The organism is Acidobacteriota bacterium (assembly GCA_016716905.1).
Taxonomy (GTDB): Bacteria; Acidobacteriota; Vicinamibacteria; order Vicinamibacterales; family SCN-69-37; genus SYFT01.
This window is the reverse complement of sequence record JADJUS010000003.1, coordinates 365,423-382,886: the sequence shown is the minus strand read 5'-3', so window position 1 is coordinate 382,886 and position 17,464 is coordinate 365,423. Positions and strand designations below refer to the sequence as shown.

14 protein-coding genes are annotated in these 17,464 nt (G+C 63.8%); 1 reads left to right on the top strand and 13 read right to left on the bottom strand.

From position 1 onward, the window contains the following. Nucleotides 1-41 precede the first annotated feature (41 nt). The gene (locus tag IPL75_01970) at nucleotides 42-3,044 is read right to left on the bottom strand and encodes a TonB-dependent receptor (GenBank protein MBK9239035.1); all 3,003 of its coding nucleotides are present in this window, start codon (nucleotides 3,042-3,044) and stop codon (nucleotides 42-44) included. 165 nt (nucleotides 3,045-3,209) lie between these two features. On the opposite strand from IPL75_01970, the gene IPL75_01965 reads away from it, so the two are divergent. After that, the gene (locus IPL75_01965) at nucleotides 3,210-5,981 is read left to right on the top strand and encodes a VWA domain-containing protein (GenBank protein ID MBK9239034.1); all 2,772 of its coding nucleotides are present in this window, start codon (nucleotides 3,210-3,212) and stop codon (nucleotides 5,979-5,981) included. Nucleotides 5,982-6,319: 338 nt separating this feature from the next. Here IPL75_01965 and folE read toward each other — a convergent pair whose 3' ends face one another. The 12 genes from folE to IPL75_01905 form a co-directional block, all read right to left on the bottom strand. After that, nucleotides 6,320-6,883 carry a GTP cyclohydrolase I FolE gene (gene folE / locus IPL75_01960; protein ID MBK9239033.1) on the bottom strand — a complete coding sequence of 188 codons (564 nt, stop codon included), beginning with the start codon at nucleotides 6,881-6,883 and terminating at the stop codon, nucleotides 6,320-6,322. Between the two features lie 205 nt (nucleotides 6,884-7,088). Further along, on the bottom strand, nucleotides 7,089-7,937 hold the full coding sequence (locus tag IPL75_01955; GenBank protein MBK9239032.1) for a 3-hydroxybutyryl-CoA dehydrogenase: 849 nt from the start codon (nucleotides 7,935-7,937) through the stop codon (nucleotides 7,089-7,091). Between the two features lie 18 nt (nucleotides 7,938-7,955). Next, nucleotides 7,956-9,134 carry an acetyl-CoA C-acetyltransferase gene (locus IPL75_01950; GenBank protein MBK9239031.1) on the bottom strand — a complete coding sequence of 393 codons (1,179 nt, stop codon included), beginning with the start codon at nucleotides 9,132-9,134 and terminating at the stop codon, nucleotides 7,956-7,958. A gap of 102 nt (nucleotides 9,135-9,236) precedes the next feature. After that, nucleotides 9,237-10,295 carry an isocitrate/isopropylmalate dehydrogenase family protein gene (locus IPL75_01945; GenBank protein ID MBK9239030.1) on the bottom strand — a complete coding sequence of 353 codons (1,059 nt, stop codon included), beginning with the start codon at nucleotides 10,293-10,295 and terminating at the stop codon, nucleotides 9,237-9,239. A 156-nt stretch (nucleotides 10,296-10,451) separates the two neighbouring features. Further along, nucleotides 10,452-11,645: an acetyl-CoA C-acetyltransferase gene (locus tag IPL75_01940; protein MBK9239029.1), complete on the bottom strand. Its 1,194-nt coding sequence runs from the start codon at nucleotides 11,643-11,645 to the stop codon at nucleotides 10,452-10,454. Nucleotides 11,646-11,700: 55 nt separating this feature from the next. Next, nucleotides 11,701-12,102, bottom strand: a complete 402-nt coding sequence (locus IPL75_01935; protein ID MBK9239028.1) for a gamma-glutamylcyclotransferase — start codon at nucleotides 12,100-12,102, stop codon at nucleotides 11,701-11,703. 86 nt (nucleotides 12,103-12,188) lie between these two features. Next, nucleotides 12,189-13,247 (bottom strand): hypothetical protein, encoded by a 1,059-nt coding sequence (locus IPL75_01930; GenBank protein MBK9239027.1) that lies wholly within the window; start codon nucleotides 13,245-13,247, stop codon nucleotides 12,189-12,191. 38 nt (nucleotides 13,248-13,285) lie between these two features. Beyond that, complete coding sequence (locus IPL75_01925) at nucleotides 13,286-14,125, bottom strand: ABC transporter permease subunit (GenBank protein ID MBK9239026.1); 840 nt, start codon at nucleotides 14,123-14,125, stop codon at nucleotides 13,286-13,288. A gap of 8 nt (nucleotides 14,126-14,133) precedes the next feature. Next, entirely contained in the window at nucleotides 14,134-15,048 is a 915-nt protein-coding gene (locus tag IPL75_01920; protein MBK9239025.1) for an ABC transporter ATP-binding protein, read from the bottom strand. A gap of 8 nt (nucleotides 15,049-15,056) precedes the next feature. Beyond that, the gene (locus tag IPL75_01915; protein MBK9239024.1) at nucleotides 15,057-15,902 is read right to left on the bottom strand and encodes a hypothetical protein; all 846 of its coding nucleotides are present in this window, start codon (nucleotides 15,900-15,902) and stop codon (nucleotides 15,057-15,059) included. Then, entirely contained in the window at nucleotides 15,899-16,840 is a 942-nt protein-coding gene (locus tag IPL75_01910) for an ABC transporter ATP-binding protein (GenBank protein ID MBK9239023.1), read from the bottom strand. The genes IPL75_01915 and IPL75_01910 overlap by 4 nt, the downstream gene beginning before the upstream one ends. A gap of 50 nt (nucleotides 16,841-16,890) precedes the next feature. Continuing rightward, a complete protein-coding gene (locus IPL75_01905) occupies nucleotides 16,891-17,463 on the bottom strand; it encodes an HDIG domain-containing protein (GenBank protein MBK9239022.1) in 573 nt (190 codons plus the stop codon). Nucleotide 17,464: the final 1 nt, after the last annotated feature.

The window sequence follows — 17,464 nt, the reverse complement described above, 5'->3', positions numbered from 1 at the left end:
GGCAAGCCCACCACCCGTCCAGATACGTACGTCGCTCGTTCCTAGAACGTCAGCTTAAGGGAGAGACGCGCCGACCGCGCCCCCTGGAAAGCGGACGCCTGGTTGTAGGTGGCGTTGGGCCGGCCGACCGGGCTCCTGCGTCGCCATCTTGGCGACCGTGTCGAACCCGGCGAAGAACGCCGTGTCGCTCGCCAGCACCAGCGCGTCGCGATACGCGGCCACGGCCTGCCCGTCTCGGTCATCTGGTCGAACAGGTTGTCGATGTTGAACTGCACGTTGAGCCGCATGCTGCGAGGCAGGCTGAAGCTCTGGGTGAAGTTCAGGTCCGTCTGCGTGTAGACCGGCGACCGTCCGAGGTCGCCGCGGCCATACACAAACACCGGCACGCCCTTGTAGGTGACCGACGTCGTGTTGAGCAGGCCCGAGAAGGCGACGAAGTTCACGCCCATCTGCGTGCCCCAGGGCATGACGTATGCGCCCTGCGCCTTGAACTGCACGGGCCGATCGCTCTGCAAACGGCCGTAGAGGGCCTTGCCCGTCTGGTCAAAGGCCATGTAGAGGCCGTCGAAGGAGCGGTTGACGTTCGGGCTGTTGCGGCCGTTCTCATCCGAGTTGGTCAGGCCGGCGTAGTTGCCGTAGGTGCGGCTGATCAACACGTTGGCGTTGAGGAACCAGTTGTTCGCCAGACGCCGTTTGAAGGAGAAGTCCACGCCGTCGTACTTGCGCTGCGGCCGCGGCGTGGCCGGGTAGGCCGTGCCAAGGGGGTATTCGCCGAAGCCCTTGCCGGGGTTGGCGATGTAGTAGACCTCGCCCACGCCGGGCACCTGCACGCCGACGTCTTCGATCGTCTCGTTCAGCCACTTGTGGGCATAACGGACGCCCACGGACATCAGCCGGCCCAGTTCGTGATCCACGCCGACCGTCAGTTCCTGCGTCTTGACCGGCTTGAGGTTTGGATCCACCAGGTTGTCCTTCGGGTCGTTGGACACGTGCCGGAAGTCCACCTGCTCGATGAACGTGCCGCGGCAGCCGCTGCCGGGCGTGCCATCGCAATCAATGGTGTTCCAGTTGTAGTCGTCGAGCGTCCAGTAGTAGGCAATCCATCGATCCGCACCCCATGCGCCGCGCGGCATGTCGAGCTTCTCGATGTCGTAGAACGTGCCCCACGAGCCGTAGACCTTCCACTTGCTGTCGCCCTTGACATCGTAGGCAAAGCCGAGGCGTGGCGCGATCTTGTCTCCCCACCCGAACGTGATGCCGGGGTTCTGGGGCTGGTAGGACGGGATGTCCGTGTGCTCGGCCCGCACGCCGTAGTTGACGGTCAGCTTGCCGTTGATCGTCCACTGGTCCTGCAGGAAGAAGCCCAGGTTGTTGGACTTGATGTCGCCGTCCGTGTAGATGCGCTGCACCGTGTAATAGCCGTACTTGCCACGGACCAGCGTGTTGGACAACGTCGCTCTTGAGCTGTCCCAGCTGAAGGAGATGTTCGGGTGCTGCGCGCCGGAGCTGACTTCATTGGAGATGCGCTCGAGCTGCACGCCGAACTTGAAGGCGTGTTCGCCCTTCCAGTCGCGGAACATCGTGAGGTCCGAATTCAGCGTGAAGCGGCTGTAGTTGTCATACTTGGTGAAGCTGTTCGATGGATTCTCGCTGAACCCAGAGAGCTGCTGCAACGAAGCGGGGACATCAAGCAGGCCAACGTTGGTGGAGCCGAACGACCGGCCCGTGCCACGGAAGTAATCGCCGCCGGCCGAACCGCTGCCGTAGCCGAGGTAACCACCGGTCAGGTTGGCGTACATCCGGTTGTTGGCCACCCAGTCAAACGAGGCCGTGTACGAGTTGTTGAACGACTTGGTGTACACCGTGGGACGCGGATTGAAGCTCGTCGCGTTGGAAGAGCTCGTGCCGTTGGTGGCATCGATGACTGGCAACGTCAGGCCGCCGGTGCTGGGTGAGTTCGCGCCCGTCAGGCGCACCCGCATCGAGTTGGTCAACTGGTGCGTCACGTTGTACTGGAACGTCTTGCTCGTCGTCTTTGAATTGAACGACTGCGTCGGCGCGAAGCCGCGGTTATTCGTCCAGGTCACCGTGCGGTCGGTGTTGTTGACCACGTCGTTGTACCCGAACCAGAACCAGGTCTTGTTGCGGAAGATCGGGCCGCCGATGTCGTAGACCTGTTCGATGCGCTCGGATTCATTCAGACGGGGCGTGGTGAAGTACTCGGCCTTGGTCTGATCGCTCGGCATGAGCCGCAGGGTGGGACGGGGCTCACCCGCCAGCCGCCGCAGGCGCCGACCGCTCAGGTAGCCGCCGACCGTGCCGTGATACACGTTGGTGCCGCTCTTGGTGACGGCCGAGACGACGCCGCCGGTGGCCGCGCGGAACTCGGCGTTGTAGCCGGACTGCTTCACCTGAATCTGTTCGATGAAGTCGGTGATGACGCTGACCGCCGCGACACCCGTGCGGAGGTTGGTCGTGTCGAGACCGTCGACCATATAACGCACTTCGGACGCGCCCGCGCCGTCAATCATCAAACCGCCGCCGCGGCTTTCCTGGCCCGTGCCGGCCACACCGGTGATGGCGTCAAGGAAGTTGCGGCCGGTCGGAAGCAGCGCGATGATGTCCTTCGAAATCGTCGCCGTCACGGAGTTCTGCTTGACGTCCACGATCGGGGATTCACCCGTCACCTGAACCGTCTCGGCCACGCCCGAGATCGACATGGCCAGGTCAACTTTCAGGTGCAGGCCCAGGTTGATCTCAACGTTTTCCATCTTGGAAGAGTTGAAACCCGACAAGGTGGCCGTCACCACGTATTTGCCGGTGATCAGCGACGGAAAACGGTACATGCCGCTCGCGTCGGTGACCGCCATCTGTGTGCTGTTCGTCGCGAGGTGCTTGGCCTCGACGGTCACGCCCGGCAGTACGCCGCCTGACGTGTCTTTGACTGTGCCTTCGATCGAACCTCTCAACTCCTGAGCGGCTACGGGCGCTGTCCATGCCAGGGCAAACGCCAGCAACGCCCCTACGAGTGATGCCTTACGCATATGTGCTGTCCTCCTCAAATGCCTCGTGGGACGAATGACGGGAAACAGGGACGAAAATGCCGCCCCACGTGGTTGGGGAATGTTACACCCGCGTCATCCCGTTGTGCGGTGGAAAGCGTACAAATGTGTTTCGTCCCAAAATGACTTCTGGCGGACAATCCAGGCATGCGCCCAGCCATCCTCGCGTGCTGCCTGGCGGCCTCGGCAGGCCTGACGGCTCAGCAGCCCACCTCCACCTTCAAGACCGGGGTGGACCTCGTGCCCGTGGACGTCAGCGTGGTGGACCGGAATGGCCGCCCCGTGAACGACCTGACCGCCGCCGACTTCACCCTGACCGTGGATGGCAAACCGCGGGCGGTGGCCTCGGCCAGCTACATCTCCACCGAACGGCTCGGAGACGCGCCGCCCGACCGGGCCACGTTCAGCACAAACGCCGGGCAACGCCCGGGCAGACTGATCGCCCTCGTGATCGACGAGGCTCACATCGCGCGGGGCGGCGCCAAGGCGGCGTTCGCGGCCGCGGCCGAGTTTGTGCGGCGCCTCGACAGGGCGGACCGCATCGCGCTGTACCTGATCCCTGGCACGGGACCGGTCACCGGATTCACCAGCAACCATGCGCTGGTCCTGCGCCTGCTCGAACGCGCCTCGGGTCAGACGCTCGACTCGGACTCCTCTTCGCGGGTGGGCATCGCCGAAGCCTACGAAATTCTGGACCGCCCGCCGAGCGTGGATTCGCCGACCGGTGTCGTCCCCGGCTCGTTGCTCGAGGCCGTATTCGAGCGGGAGTGCGCCGGCGAAAACACTGCGGCGTCGCTGACCACCTGCCGGCGCATGGTGGAAGCCGAGGCGCGCCAGGTCTTCTCCGCCACGCGGGCCCGCACCACGCGGAGCCTCACGTCACTGCGGGGTCTGTTCGACCATCTCGCCGCGACGCCGGATTCCAAGACCGTGGTCATGGTCACCGAAGGTCTGGTCCTGGACCGCGACGCGGGGAGCGAAGTGGCATGGGTGGGTCCCCAGGCGGCTCGAGCACAAGCCACGCTGTACGCGCTGCGTCTCAGCAACGATGTGTTTGATGCCGGGAGTTCCCGCATCTCCCCCACGCGCGGTGCGGATCGCGACTTGATGAAGGACGGCCTTGACCGGCTCGTCGGCGAGGCTCGCGGCAGCGTCTTCCCGGTCGCCGTGAATGCCGGGGCAGTGTTCTCGCGCCTCGACCTCGAATTGTCGGGCTATTACCTGCTGAGCTTCGCGCCGCTGCCCGGTGACCGCGACGGCCGCCCGCACCGCATCGATGTGAAAACGTCGCGCAAGGACGTGCGCCTGCGTGCGCGGCGCGAATTTTCTGTGGAAGCCGAACGGCCCCGCACCAGGGCGGATCATCTGGTGGAGGCACTGAAGTCGCCCCTCGGACTCACGGACTTCACCATCAACGCCACGACGTATCACTATCAGGACGTCGCGACGGGCCGCGTCAAAGTGCTCGTGGCCGTGACGATGGACCGTGCGTTCAACCGGGAAGGCGACTTCTCGCTCGCCTGGTTCGTGACCGATACCACCGGCCGAGTCGTGTCCATTCAGGACGAGCAACGCATCGCTCTCTCCACCCCCGCCGCCGCAGGCCAGCCCCAGACGTTTGCCGGCGCGGTGCTGCTCGATCCCGGCGTGTACAGCCTTACGGTGGCGGCCGTTGATGACGAAGGCCGTCGGGCGACGGTGGAACACAGCTTCGAGGCACGCGTCACGTCCGTCGGGCAACTGCGACTGAGCGACGTGATGCTGGCGGAACCCCCTGCGGCAGGGCGAGTGGTGTCTCCCGTCGTCAACGGCCGCGTCACCACCAACACCCTCGTCGCGTACGCGGAACTGTACTCGGCGGCCGAACCGCAGTTGCAGAATGCATCCGTGACGCTCGAAGTGGCGCGCGATGAGGCCGGCCGCGCCCTTGAGAGCGCGCCGATGCGCCTCATTGGGTCTGAAATTCAGGGACAGCGGACGGTTGAAGCTGGGGTACCGGTGGCGCTGCTGCCAGATGGCGAGTACGTCGCGCGCCTCGTACTGGCCTCCAGCGGCCGACCGATTGGCACCGTGGTGCGGCCCTTCACTCTCGCCAGGGGCAACACGCGGCCCTCCTCGCCTGCTCCGCCGGCCGCAACGTTTTCGGCGCGCATCGACGCCTTCAACCGCGCCGAGATCCTGTCGCGTCCGGCCGTCGGCTTCTTCCTCGATCGACTGCAACCCGCCGGCCTTCCCCCGTTGCCCGAGGCGCTGGTGCCTGCGCTGGGCCTCTCACGCGCCGGCCGCTTCGATGCCGCGCAGGCCGTGGTGGAACGCGCAGGCGTCTCGCACTACGCGGCGCCGTTCTTCACGGGACTGGCGGCATTGGCGCGCGGCGAACTCGACCGCGCGTCGCAGGACTTTGCGGCGTCACTCGCCGCCGCCCCCGACTTCCTGCCGGCCGCGTACTACCTGGGCGCGTGTTACGCCTCCGCCGGCCGCGACCGCGAAGCGGCAATCGCCTGGCGCAGCGGCCTCATCGCCGATGTGCGCGCCCCCTGGATCTACACGACGCTCATCGATGCGCTTCTGCGCTCGCGCGATGTCCGGCTCGCGCTCGAGGTACTCGCGGACGCGGCGCGCCTGTGGCCCCAGAGCGAGGACTTTCTCGTGCGCCTCGGCACTGCGCAGGCGCTCTCGGGCCAGCCGGCCGAAGCCGTACGCACTCTGGGCCCGTTCGTGGAGCGCCATCCCGACGACCACGAACGCCTGCTGCTCGCCTTGCGGATGTTGTTTGAGACCCGCTCTCTGAATGCCACGGTGGAGTCAGTGGCCGCCGACCGCGATCGCTTCAACCGCTACGCGGCCCTGTACGACAAGGCCGGCGGCCCCGCCGCCGATCAGGTGGCCGCGTGGAAAAAATTCATGGACCGGGAGTAGAGCCAGGACTTCCACCATGAAGCGCATGAAGCTCCATGAAGGCGCGCGGTTGGGTGCCGCCTTCGGCGGCACGCGGAATCGGAGGGAAGTCACAAACGAACGCAGGCACGGCGCAAAACGACCCCTGAGGTAATTACCGCCGGCAGTTTCCGGAAATTACCTCAGAGGTCGTTTGGTTTTCGCCTGCGTTCGTTTGCGACTTCCCTCCGATCCCGCGGCCCCGGCGTAGCCGGGCCCCCAACCACGCGCTTCTGACTGCGTGACATCGGTTCATCAGACTTCATGGATCTTCATGGACCTTCATGGTGAAGGCCTGTTGACGAACGGAGAGGGCGGGACTACTCGCCGGCGATCTTGCCGCGGTGGCGGATCAGCTCAAGGAACTCGCTGCGTGTGCGGGCATCTTCGCGGAACACACCCAGCATCGCACTCGTGACCGTGACGGAGTTCTGTTTCTCCACGCCGCGCATGGCCATGCACAAGTGCGTGGCCTCCATCACCACCGCCACACCCAGCGGCTGCGTGACTTCCGCAATCGTCTCAGCCACCTGCATCGTCAATCGCTCCTGCACCTGGAGGCGGCGGGCGAACATGTCGACGATCCTGGGTAGTTTCGAGAGACCGATCACCTTCTTCGACGGCAGGTACGCGACGTGGCACTTGCCGAAAAACGGCAGCAGGTGGTGCTCGCACAAACTGTAAAAGTCGATGTCGCGGACGATGACCATCTCGCTGTACTCGACGTCAAAGAGCGCGTTATTGACGATCGTGGACAGATCCACCTTGTAGCCGCTGGTCAGGAACCGAAGAGACTTCGCCACCCGCCGCGGCGTCTCCCGCAGTCCATCACGCGCCGGGTCTTCACCCAACTGGCTCAGCAGTTCGCGAACAAGCTCTTCCATACAAGTCCAGGGTCCAGAGTCCAGGGTCCAGAGTTCGGGGTCCTGGGGTCCCGAAGTCCCGGGGTCCCCAATCTCGTCAATCGATCAATCGGACGATTCCCAAATCCGTCAATCCGTCAATCCGTCAATCCCGATCAAGAATCCTAAAATCCGCCATCAAAATCCCGATCCTCAATCGCTCAATCCTCAATCCTCAATCGCAGCGTCAGTACTTATAGAAGCCTTCGCCTGACTTGCGGCCGTGTTTGCCGGCCAGCACCATGCGCTTGAGCAGCGGCGGCGCGGCGAACATCGGGTCCTTGTACTCATCGAACATGATGTTCGCGATGTAGTACGTGGTGTCGAGGCCCACGAAGTCGAGCAGCGTGAGCGGTCCCATTGGGTAGCCGCATCCGAGTTTCATCGCGTTGTCGATATCTTCCTTGGTGCCCAGCCCGCGTTCGTAGCAGCGAATCGCATCCAGCAGATACGGCACCAGCAGGCGGTTCACGATGAAGCCCGACTTGTCGGGCGCCGTGACCGGTTCCTTGCCAATCGCCACCGCGAAATCAAACAGGGTCTTGTAGGTGTCGTCCGACGTGGTGAGGGCGCGAATGACCTCCACCAGTTTCATCAGCGGCACCGGGTTGAAGAAGTGCAGGCCGCCGAACCTGTCAGGACGGCTCGTCCTGGCCGCCAGTTCCATGATGCACAGCGAGGAGGTGTTCGACGCGAAGATCGTGTGCGCGCCCACCACCTGCTCAAGCGCCTTGAAGGCTTCCGTCTTCACGTCAACGTTTTCGATGATGGCCTCGATGATGAGGTCGCAGTCTTTCATGGCCGCGAAGTCGGTGGTGCCCGAGAGGTTGCCCAGCACGGCGTCGCGCTGCTCGGCGGTCATCTTGCCCTTCTCAACGCCCCCATCCAGAAACTTCTTGATCCGCGCCATGCCCTTGTCGAGCGCAGCCTGATTCACTTCGCGCACGATGGTCTTGAACCCGGCGGCCGCCGACACCTGCGCAATGCCGCCACCCATCAAACCGCAACCCAACACGCCAACTGTCTTGATCGCCATCACTCTACTCCCGACTTCCTAAAATCTTTCCACAATTGCCGCAATCCCCTGTCCGCCGCCGATGCAGGCGGTAGCGAGGCCGTATTTCTTGCCCTGACGGCCCAGTTCGAGCGTGAGCGTCAGCAGCAGGCGCGTGCCGGTCATTCCCAGCGGATGGCCGAGCGCAATAGCGCCGCCGTTGACGTTGGTCTTGTTGCGGTCCAGACCAAGGTCTTTTTCCACGGCGAGATACTGACCGGCAAACGCCTCATTCACTTCGATGAGGTCGATCTGATCCAGTGTCATGCCGGCGCGCGCGAGCGCCTTGTGTGTGGCAGGCACGGGGCCCATGCCCATGTACGACGGGTCCACACCCACGCTGGCCCACGCCACGAGACGCCCCAACGGCGTCAGTCCCTTGTCTTTCGCCGCGGCTTCGGACGACAGGATGAGCGCGGCGCCGCCGTCCACGATGCCGCTCGCATTGCCGGCCGTGACCGTGCCTTCCTTCGAGAACGCCGCCGGCAGTTTGGCGAGGCCCTCCATTGTGGTGTCGGGCCGCAGATGATCGTCTTTGTCGATCACGGTCACGCCCTTGCGCGACTTGATCTCCACTGGAGTGATCTCAGCGGCGAAACGCCCTTCGGCCCAGGCGGCCGCGGCGGCCTTCTGGCTCCGGATCGCGTACGCGTCCTGATCCTCGCGGCTGATGCCGTACTTTGACGCGCACTTCTCGGCCGTCTGAGCCATGAAGAGGCCGCAGTAGGGATCGAGCAGCGCTTCGTAGAGGTAGTCCTCAAGCTTGCCCTGTCCGAGGCGAAGTCCCGTGCGCAATCCGCGCATGATGTGGGGCGCCTGACTCATGCTCTCGATGCCACCCGTCAGCACCATGCCGGCCTCGCCAAGCTGAATCAATTGGGCGCCGCTCACCGCAGCCTGGATGCCCGACCCGCACAGACGGTTGACCGTCAGCGCCGGCACCTCGATGGGCACACCCGCCTTGAGCGCCACGTGGCGCGCGCCGTAGATCGCATCACTACTGGTCTGCAGCACGTTGCCGACCACCGCGTGCTCAATCCACTCCGGCTTGACGCCGGTTTTCTCAAACGCGCCGCGCGCCGCAATCGCGCCCAGTTCCAGAGCCGAAATGTCTTTCAGCGAGCCCGTGTAATCAGTCATCGGGGTCCGCGCCCCGCCAAGAATCAATACGTCAGTCATAAGTTCCCATCCCTAATCAAAACCCGCGGCCTTGAGGTGCAGGCCGCGCTACGAAATGTCTACCCAGTTCCCCAGTTCCTAATTTCCTAATTTCCTAAGTTCCTAAGTTCCTAAGTTCCTAAGTTCCCCAGTGATCCAGTCCCCCACTTGCGAGGTGCCCCGCGATCCGCCGATGTCCGTTGTTGTTTCGCCGGCGACGACCGCAGCCTCAACGGCGGCCTCGATGCGGCGGGCCTCTTCGGACCAGCCGAGAGTCTCGAGCATCAGCGCCGACGACAGGATCGCCCCCATCGGATTCGCGATGTTCTTGCCGGCGAGCGGAGGCGCGGAACCGTGCACGGGTTCAAACAGGGACGTTCGGCCAGGATGAATGTTGCCCGACGCTGCCATGCCCAACCCACCCTGCAGTGCACCGCCGATGTCGGTCACGATGTCGCCAAAGAGGTTGTTGGTGACGACCACCTCGAACTGGCCGGGGTCCTTCACCAGAAACATCGCCAGCGCATCGATGTACATATGGCTGGCCTTGATCGCGGGATACTCGGACGCGACTTGCTTGAACACGCGCTGCCAGAGCGCGTGGCCCTGCTGCATGGCGTTGCTCTTGTCGGCCATGCAGACCTTGGTCAATCCCTGCGCGGCCGCAAACTCAAACGCGTGCCGGATGATCCGGTTCACACCCTTGAACGTGTTGATCTCTTCCTGAATCGCCACCTCATCGTCGGTCCCCGCCTTGAAGCGGCCGCCGATGCTGACGTACACGCCTTCGGTGTTCTCGCGAAACACGACGAAGTTCACGTCCTTGCGGCCGCGGTCTTTCAGCGGACAGAGGGCGTCGTTGAGCAGCTTGACCGGGCGGTAGTTGACGTAGAGGTCGAGTTCGAAGCGCGTCCCCAGAAGGATGTCGCGCGCGTGGCGGTTGTCGGCAACGCGCGGATCGCCCAATGCGCCCAGCAGGATCGCATCGAAGTCGTCGCGCAGCATGTCGTAGCCGTTCGGCGGGAGCGTCACGCCGGTGGCCAGATAGTGGTCCGCGCTCCACGGCAACATCTCAAGCTCGAGCGACCGGCCCGACACCTCACTCACAGCCCGCAGGACCTTGACGGCCTCAGCCGTCACATCCTTGCCAATCCCATCTCCCGCAATTACTGCAATATTCACGACCTAGCAATTATAAGGGGACGGGTGTCGCCCTGTGGAAAACTCGCCCTTGAGGAAACGACCTCTGAGGTCGTTATTTTTTCCCCTCTGAAGAAAATAACGACCTCAGAGGTCGTTTCCCGGCGCGAATTTTCCACAGGGCGACACCCGTCCCCGCTATCTCTCAATCGCCATCGCCATCCCCAGACCGCCGCTGACGCAGAGGGTGGCGAGGCCCCGGCGGGCGTCGCGGCGGATCATCTCGTAGAGGAGCGTGACGAGGATGCGGGTGCCGGTGGCGCCGATGGGGTGGCCGAGGGCGATGGCGCCGCCGTTGACGTTGAGCCGGTCGGCAGGAACCGGCATGTCTTTCAACACGGCCAGCACTTGCGGCGCAAAGGCCTCGTTGATCTCGACCAGGTCAAAATCATCCATGGTCAGCCCCGTCTGCGCGAAGAGGCGCCGGACTGCGGGAACGGGACCGATGCCCATGATGCGTGGGTCAACACCTGCCGTGGCCCAGCCGACGATGCGGGCGAGTGGCTTCAGGCCGCGCTGCTTCGCTTCGTCTGCGTGGGCCAGCACCACCGCTGCGCCTCCGTCAGTAATCCCCGATGACGAGCCGGCGGTAATGATGCCGGTCTGCCCTTCCACGGTCGGAAACACCAGCGGCAGTTTTCCAAGCATCTCGAGGGTGACGCCGGCACGCGGATGTTCGTCCGCCTCAAGCTCCACCGGCTTGCCCTTCGCGTCCTGGCCGGGGGCCGACGTCATCTCGTCCTTGAAACGGCCCGCCCCGATCGCGGCTTCGGCTTTGCGCTGGCTCTCAAGCGCGAACGCATCTGATTCCTCGCGCGTGATGCCGTACTGGCGCGCCAGAAGCTCCGCAGTCTCTCCCATGATGAGGCCCGACAGCGAGCAGCGGAAGCCATCGCGATACATGGCGTCCACCAGCGTGAAGTTCCCCATCTTGTGACCCCACCGGGCGTCTTCGGCATCCACCAGGTACGGCATCCGGCTCATGGACTCGATGCCGCCTGCCAGCACGATGCGCGACTGGCCCAGCAGGATCGCCTGCGCTCCAAGGGCGACGGTCTGCATCCCCGATGCGCACGCCTGGTTGATGGTCTGAGCAGGCACCGTGAACGGCAGGCCCGCGCGCTGGCACACCTGCCTGGCCGGGTTCGGTCCCGAGCCGGCCTGTCGGCCGTGGCCAAACATAGCTTCGTCAACATCCCCCGGTGGGACGTTGGCGCGCTCGAGTGCGGCCTTCGCGGCGCGAGCACCGAGATCAGCGGGATGGGTTTGGCGAAGAGTGCCGCCATAGCGGCCGATGGGTGTGCGGGCTGCGCCCACGATGACGACAGACATAAGCACCGATCATACCGCTGGGGAACTGCTGGGTGCTGCTGATGTGTGCTGGGTGCTATCGGTGCTTGAAGTGTTCCAGGTAATCGCCCGACGGGATGCGGGAGGCCTGGCCGATGGGCGCGTTGTAGAAGTACACCCAGGAATCCACGGTGGCCCCCTGCGGAAGCGTCACCGCCACCATCTGCCGCTGATACAGCGACCGGTCGGGATCTCCATGGTGATACCCCTCGAGCGCGTCGAGTGCGGCAAGCACCGGTTCAGGGGCATCCGTCTCGTACAGTTCGCCCCAGATACGGCCGCCCTCAGCCGGCACCGCTGCCGGGTACAGGCCCAAATCGTACAGATTCCCCTTCACCCAGCCTCGGCCGAGGTACGTCAACCGATCATCAATCCCGGCACGGCGCCGGCGATCAAAACCGGCCATGAGGGTGCCATAAAAGAACACGCAGGTTTTCACGGGTGGCCAGAGTCTACCAAAAACAAAAGGCCCGGGCGATTCCTGGAAGGAACCACCCGGGCCCGTCAGCCTTCCGGCTGAAGGTCTTACTGAATCTTCCCGGCCTCCGGCGTGGTCGCCGGCTTGGGCTGCATGTCTGAGAGCTGCGCGAGTCCGGCCAGCACATCCACCATCTCGGGTGAGACCGAGAACGTGAGCGCCACCGTCTTGCCCGTGCCCGACATCTGGAGCGAATCCAGCAACATCTTGAACTTCTGATCCTGGCCAGACACCAGACGCCCCATGGCGAGCCCGCCACGGATGACATCGCGAAGGTTCTCGGCCGCAGCATCGTCCAGCGTGTCGGCACGGATGGAACCGGTCACGCCGCCGTTGATCTGCGTAGTCAGCGCCACCCACTGCACGGCCGGCATGTGCTGCAGGACCTGCTCGGGGATTTCGGCCTGCTGTTTCATCGCGTCCATGCGGCCCACGGCCCATGCGCTCTGGCCGCCGCGGATGTCGTTGACGTACTTCATCAGTTCGCCGTTGGTGGTGACGTTCTGGCCCGACACCTTGGAGTCAATCGCGCGCTTGACTGCGGCCGTCTGGCCGATGGCCAGGAGCCCGGTCTCAAGGAACGCCACTGACATGGTGTGTTCGCCTGGGTTCGCGATATCGCGCGGCATCGTGCCGTCGGCGCCGTCCATCATCGCGGGGGGCTTGGGCGCTCCCGTGACGACGCGAATCCCCTGATACTGCTCCACGTCGCCGGTACCCTGGCGAAGCAGCGACTCAATCTGTCCTTCGTTGAATCGCCCGCGCACCAGAACGACCGCTTCTTTTTCGGCGGCGCTCATGCTGGCCACTACCGTGTCGATGTCGCGCTCGATATCGATGCCGGTCTCTTTGAGGAATTCGTCACGGCCTTCGCCGGTCGGAATCGCCTGATTGAGCTTCTGGCGGAACTCCGAATTCATCACGTCGCGAACGTTGGCGTAGGCCACGGCAGTGGCGTTCGCCGGCAGGTACGCCAGTTCGCTGGGGCCCTGCGCCGCCGACATCAGGGTCATGCCCCCGTTGTAGAACGCCACCAGCCCCGTGCACAGGCCCACGGCGACAATGGCGACCGAACCAACCACAAAATAGCGAGTGCGCTTGTTCATCGGCGATACCTCTAAGCACCAATACGGGGTCTGGTGACCTACTGTTCCAGCACGTACTCCCGATTTGCCACGATTCTGGCCGCAAAATACAAGAATACCACCTCGATCAGCCCCAAAGTGACCAGGCTCGTGCCCAGGGCGGGCGTCTCGCGGAAGATGGACTGAACCAGACTGGCAAATGAGTCGTTCGGCATCGCGTGCGGCACAAAACCCTGCAGGTAGTACGCCACCGAGAACTGCTTCATATAGCCGGGCAGCGCCAGCACCACCGGCTCCCAGCCGAACACAAACACCAGGCCCACCAGCAGGGGGCGCTTGAACTTGGCGCCAATAAAGGCAAACACCGCCCCATACACCGCCAGGCCCGTCGCGACGATGGCCAGGTCTTTGACCAGGTCGATGAAATTGCCGCCCAGGCTTCCGCCCATCGGAATGACCAGCAGCCACACCAGCACGATGGAGGGCAGCACCACCATCACGGTGCAGACCAGGTAGGCCAGGTACTTGCCGTACAACACCGCTTGCCGCGAGATGGGCCGCGAAAACAGGTACGTGATGGTCTTGTCTTCCACTTCGTCGGCGATGAGGGACGTGCCGTAAAACACGCCGAGCACGGGAATGCTGAACCGCACAAAGAACGCCCAGATGATCAGGCCAAACACCGCCGGGCCATCCACGGCCATGTTGTTGACTCTGACCCCGCTGACCCCGGCCAGATCGAACAAGCGAACGACCAGCGCCAGCACCACGGGAAGGCCCACCACGAGCCCCATGAAGATGGTGCGGCGCGACCACAACATCTCGCCCAGCGACAGTTCGAACACGCGCAGTGACGCCGATACAAAGCCAGGTGCCTGACGAGGAGGGGCTGTCTGCATGGGGACGCTCACTGCTTCACCAGATACTTGAAGACGGCCTGGAGGTTGTCGTCAGGCGACGAGACTTCCTCGACGGCGCCACAGGCGCCCTCGGCCACCAGCTCCGTGAGCCGGCTGTAGAACTCGTCGGGTTTTCCGGTTTCCACAATCACCGCGCCTGGCTCGAACCGCATGCTGATCACATCGGCGCGCGACAGGAACTCGCGCGCCAGGCCTCGCGGGTCTGCGGCCTTCACGTACACCGTATGCGGATGTGTGTCGATGAGATCGCGAATCTGGTGGACGTTGCCCTCGGCCAGGATGCGCCCGTTGTTGATGAGCAGGATGTTCGACGTCATCGACTCCACTTCATGGAGGATGTGACTCGATACCAGGACACTCTTCCCTTGACGCGCCCACTCCCGGATCATCTTCATCGTTCTGCGCCGGGCCAGCGGATCCATGCCCGACAGCGGTTCGTCGAGGATGAGCATTTCCGGGTCGTGCACAATGGCCTGCGCGAGCTTGACGCGCTGCCGCATGCCCTTGCTGTACGCGCCAATCTTCTTGTTGGCGGCCTCCATCAAGTCCACGCTGGTGAGCGCCGCCTCGGCCGCCTGACCGGCTTCTTTTTCTGAATATCCGTTCAAGCGCACCAACGCGCTGACCCATTCGAGGCCCGTCATGCGCTCGTAGAAGGCGTCCTGCTCAGGACAAAACCCGACGCGGAAGTAGAGCTTCGGGTTCTTCCAGATCGGTTCACCCAACACGGTCACTTCACCCTTGCTGGGGCGAAGCTGGCCGGTGATGAGCTTCATGAACGTGCTCTTGCCGGCGCCGTTGGGACCAAGAAGACCGGTGATGCCCGGAGGCACCGATACGGTGACGTCGTTGAGGCCGATGACCTGGCCGTACCACTTCGAGAGGTGGTCGGCGGCCACAATGGGCGCGCTCACGAGACCACCTCGACGCCTTTCACCCGCCGTTCGAGGACGGAGACCGACACCGCCACGAGGGCGAGCAGCACAAGGGCAGACACCAGCACCGGTGTTTCATATCTCGCCGGCATCCTGAACATGGCATCGATGACCTGCTGCAGGTTGGCCGTGATGGAGATCCAGGCGACGCGCGTGGAGCCGGTGATCATGCGCAGTGTGTTGAACAGCGCCTCGGTAAAGAAGATGGCGCCGGTGTAAAGCAGCGACACATACCGGGTGCTCTTCGAGAGCGACGAGAGCGCCAGCATGGTGAACGACGCCACGATGACCTGCACGAAGCACGCGAGCACCACGGCGGGAATGACGAAGAAGTTGTTGCGGACGAACTCCAGCGTGCCTGAGAACGCCACTTGCATCAGGATCAGCAGCAGCGCCGGAAGCAGCGTGACAGCCAGCAGGAACGAGACCAGCACCAGCAACTTCCCGCCGATGTACTCCATGCGCAGCAGTGGCTTCGACAGGTAGATCTGCAGGGCGTTGGCGCGCCGGTCGGCGGCGATGAGTCCCGCGCCAACATAGATGGTGGTGAAGAAGACAAACACACCCTGCTGGTCCAGGAACTCACGGAACATCGCAGGGTTCACGGAAATGATCGCGCCAGCCTGTGGGTAGTTCGCCACAATGTAGAGCTGCACCAGACGGACGATGAAGGGGATCCAGGCAAAGAGCATGAGCGCCAGAAATGGCCGCTTCTCGACCATGGCCCGGATGCCGTGACTGGCGATCACACCCCAGTTGCGCCCGACAGGCAGACGGGTGCCCGCATACCGGCGATAGGACTGGTCGTGAATGGGACTCATAGTTCACCTATCGCGCGCGCGAACACGTCTTCAAGCGTGGGCAGGCTGGTCTTGAGGTGCCGGACCTGCACGCGCACCTGCCCCGCCACGGCGCAGATATTCTGTTGGTCGCCGCCGGGGCGTGTGAGCGCGCCCGGCACAAAGACGCGCATCACGTCCTCGTCAGTCTCCCGGCATTCCATCCCGACGGCATGAAGCGCGACGATGAAGGGCGCGAGGTCGCCTTTGACGCGCACTTCGTAGACGCGGCCCGACGGGCCTTTGAGTTCCTCGATCGGCCCGAACGTCGCCACCGTGCCCTTGTCGAGCACCACCACGTGGTCGCAGGTGTATTCCACGTCGGGGAGGAGGTGCGACGACAGGATCAGGTTGATCCCCTTGTTGTGGGCAATGTCGCGAATCAGTTCGAGCATCTCCTCGCGGCCCTTGGGGTCCATGCCGTTGGTGGGCTCATCGAGGAAGACCAGGTCGGGGTCGTGCACCAGCGCCTGTGCCAGCTTGATGCGCTGCTTCATGCCTGTGGAATAGGTTTCGAGGTTGCGATAACGCGCCTCGCCCAGGCCGACATAAAACAGCGTTTCGTGGGCCCGCTGCATGGCGTCGGCTTTGGGCAGCCCGGCCAGTTGTGCGCAGTAGGCGACAAACGTCACCGCGTTCATGCCGGGAATGTGACCGTCGGTCTCGGGCATGTATCCCAGGCGCGCCCGCACCTCGAGCGGCTTCTCGGCCACGTTCATCCCGAGCACTTCGAGTCGGCCGCTGGTGGGTTCGATGAACCCCAGCAGCGCCTTGAGCATCGTGCTTTTGCCGGCCCCGTTTGGCCCCAGCAGTCCGACCGCGCCGGCCGGAAACACGGCGCTCACATCCCGCAGCGCGCGGTTCTTGCCGTAAATAACGGTGACGCGGTCAAGGATCACCGCTGGTGGAGTGTCGGCCATGAGTCAGTGTCGTATACGGACAGGCACCGCTGTCAGTTCGACAGCGGGCATCATAACGTGCCGCGCAGCCCGAGCGCGTCGGCCTGCGGTTTCAGAAACTCGATGACGTTTGTGATGTGGGTTTCAAGCGGCAGCCCGATCTCGGCGGCGCCTTTCACCAGGTCCTCACGCGGGACGGCCCGCGCGAAGGCTTTGTCCTTCATGCGCTTGATCACCGATTTGGCTTCAAGATCAAGCACGCTGCGGGAGGGACGCACGAGCGCCGCCGCGGTGATGAACCCGGCCATTTCGTCACAGGCGAACAACGTCTTTTCGAGCGCCGACTCGCGCGTGACGCCCGAATAGTCGGCGTGCGACAGGATGGCGCGTGTCACCCACTCCGGGTAACCGAGTCCCTGCAGGATCTCCACACCACGGTAGGGGTGATTCTCGCGGTCGGGGTATTTCTCGTAGTCGAAGTCGTGAACCAAAGCCACGAATCCCCAGGCGTCTTCGTCCTCACCTGCCGCGCGCGCATAGCCGCGCACGGCCGCTTCCACCGCCAGCAGGTGCTTGCGCAAACTCTCGCTCTGGACGTGCTCGGTGACCAGCGCCCAGGCGCGTGGCCGTGACAAGTCGCTCATC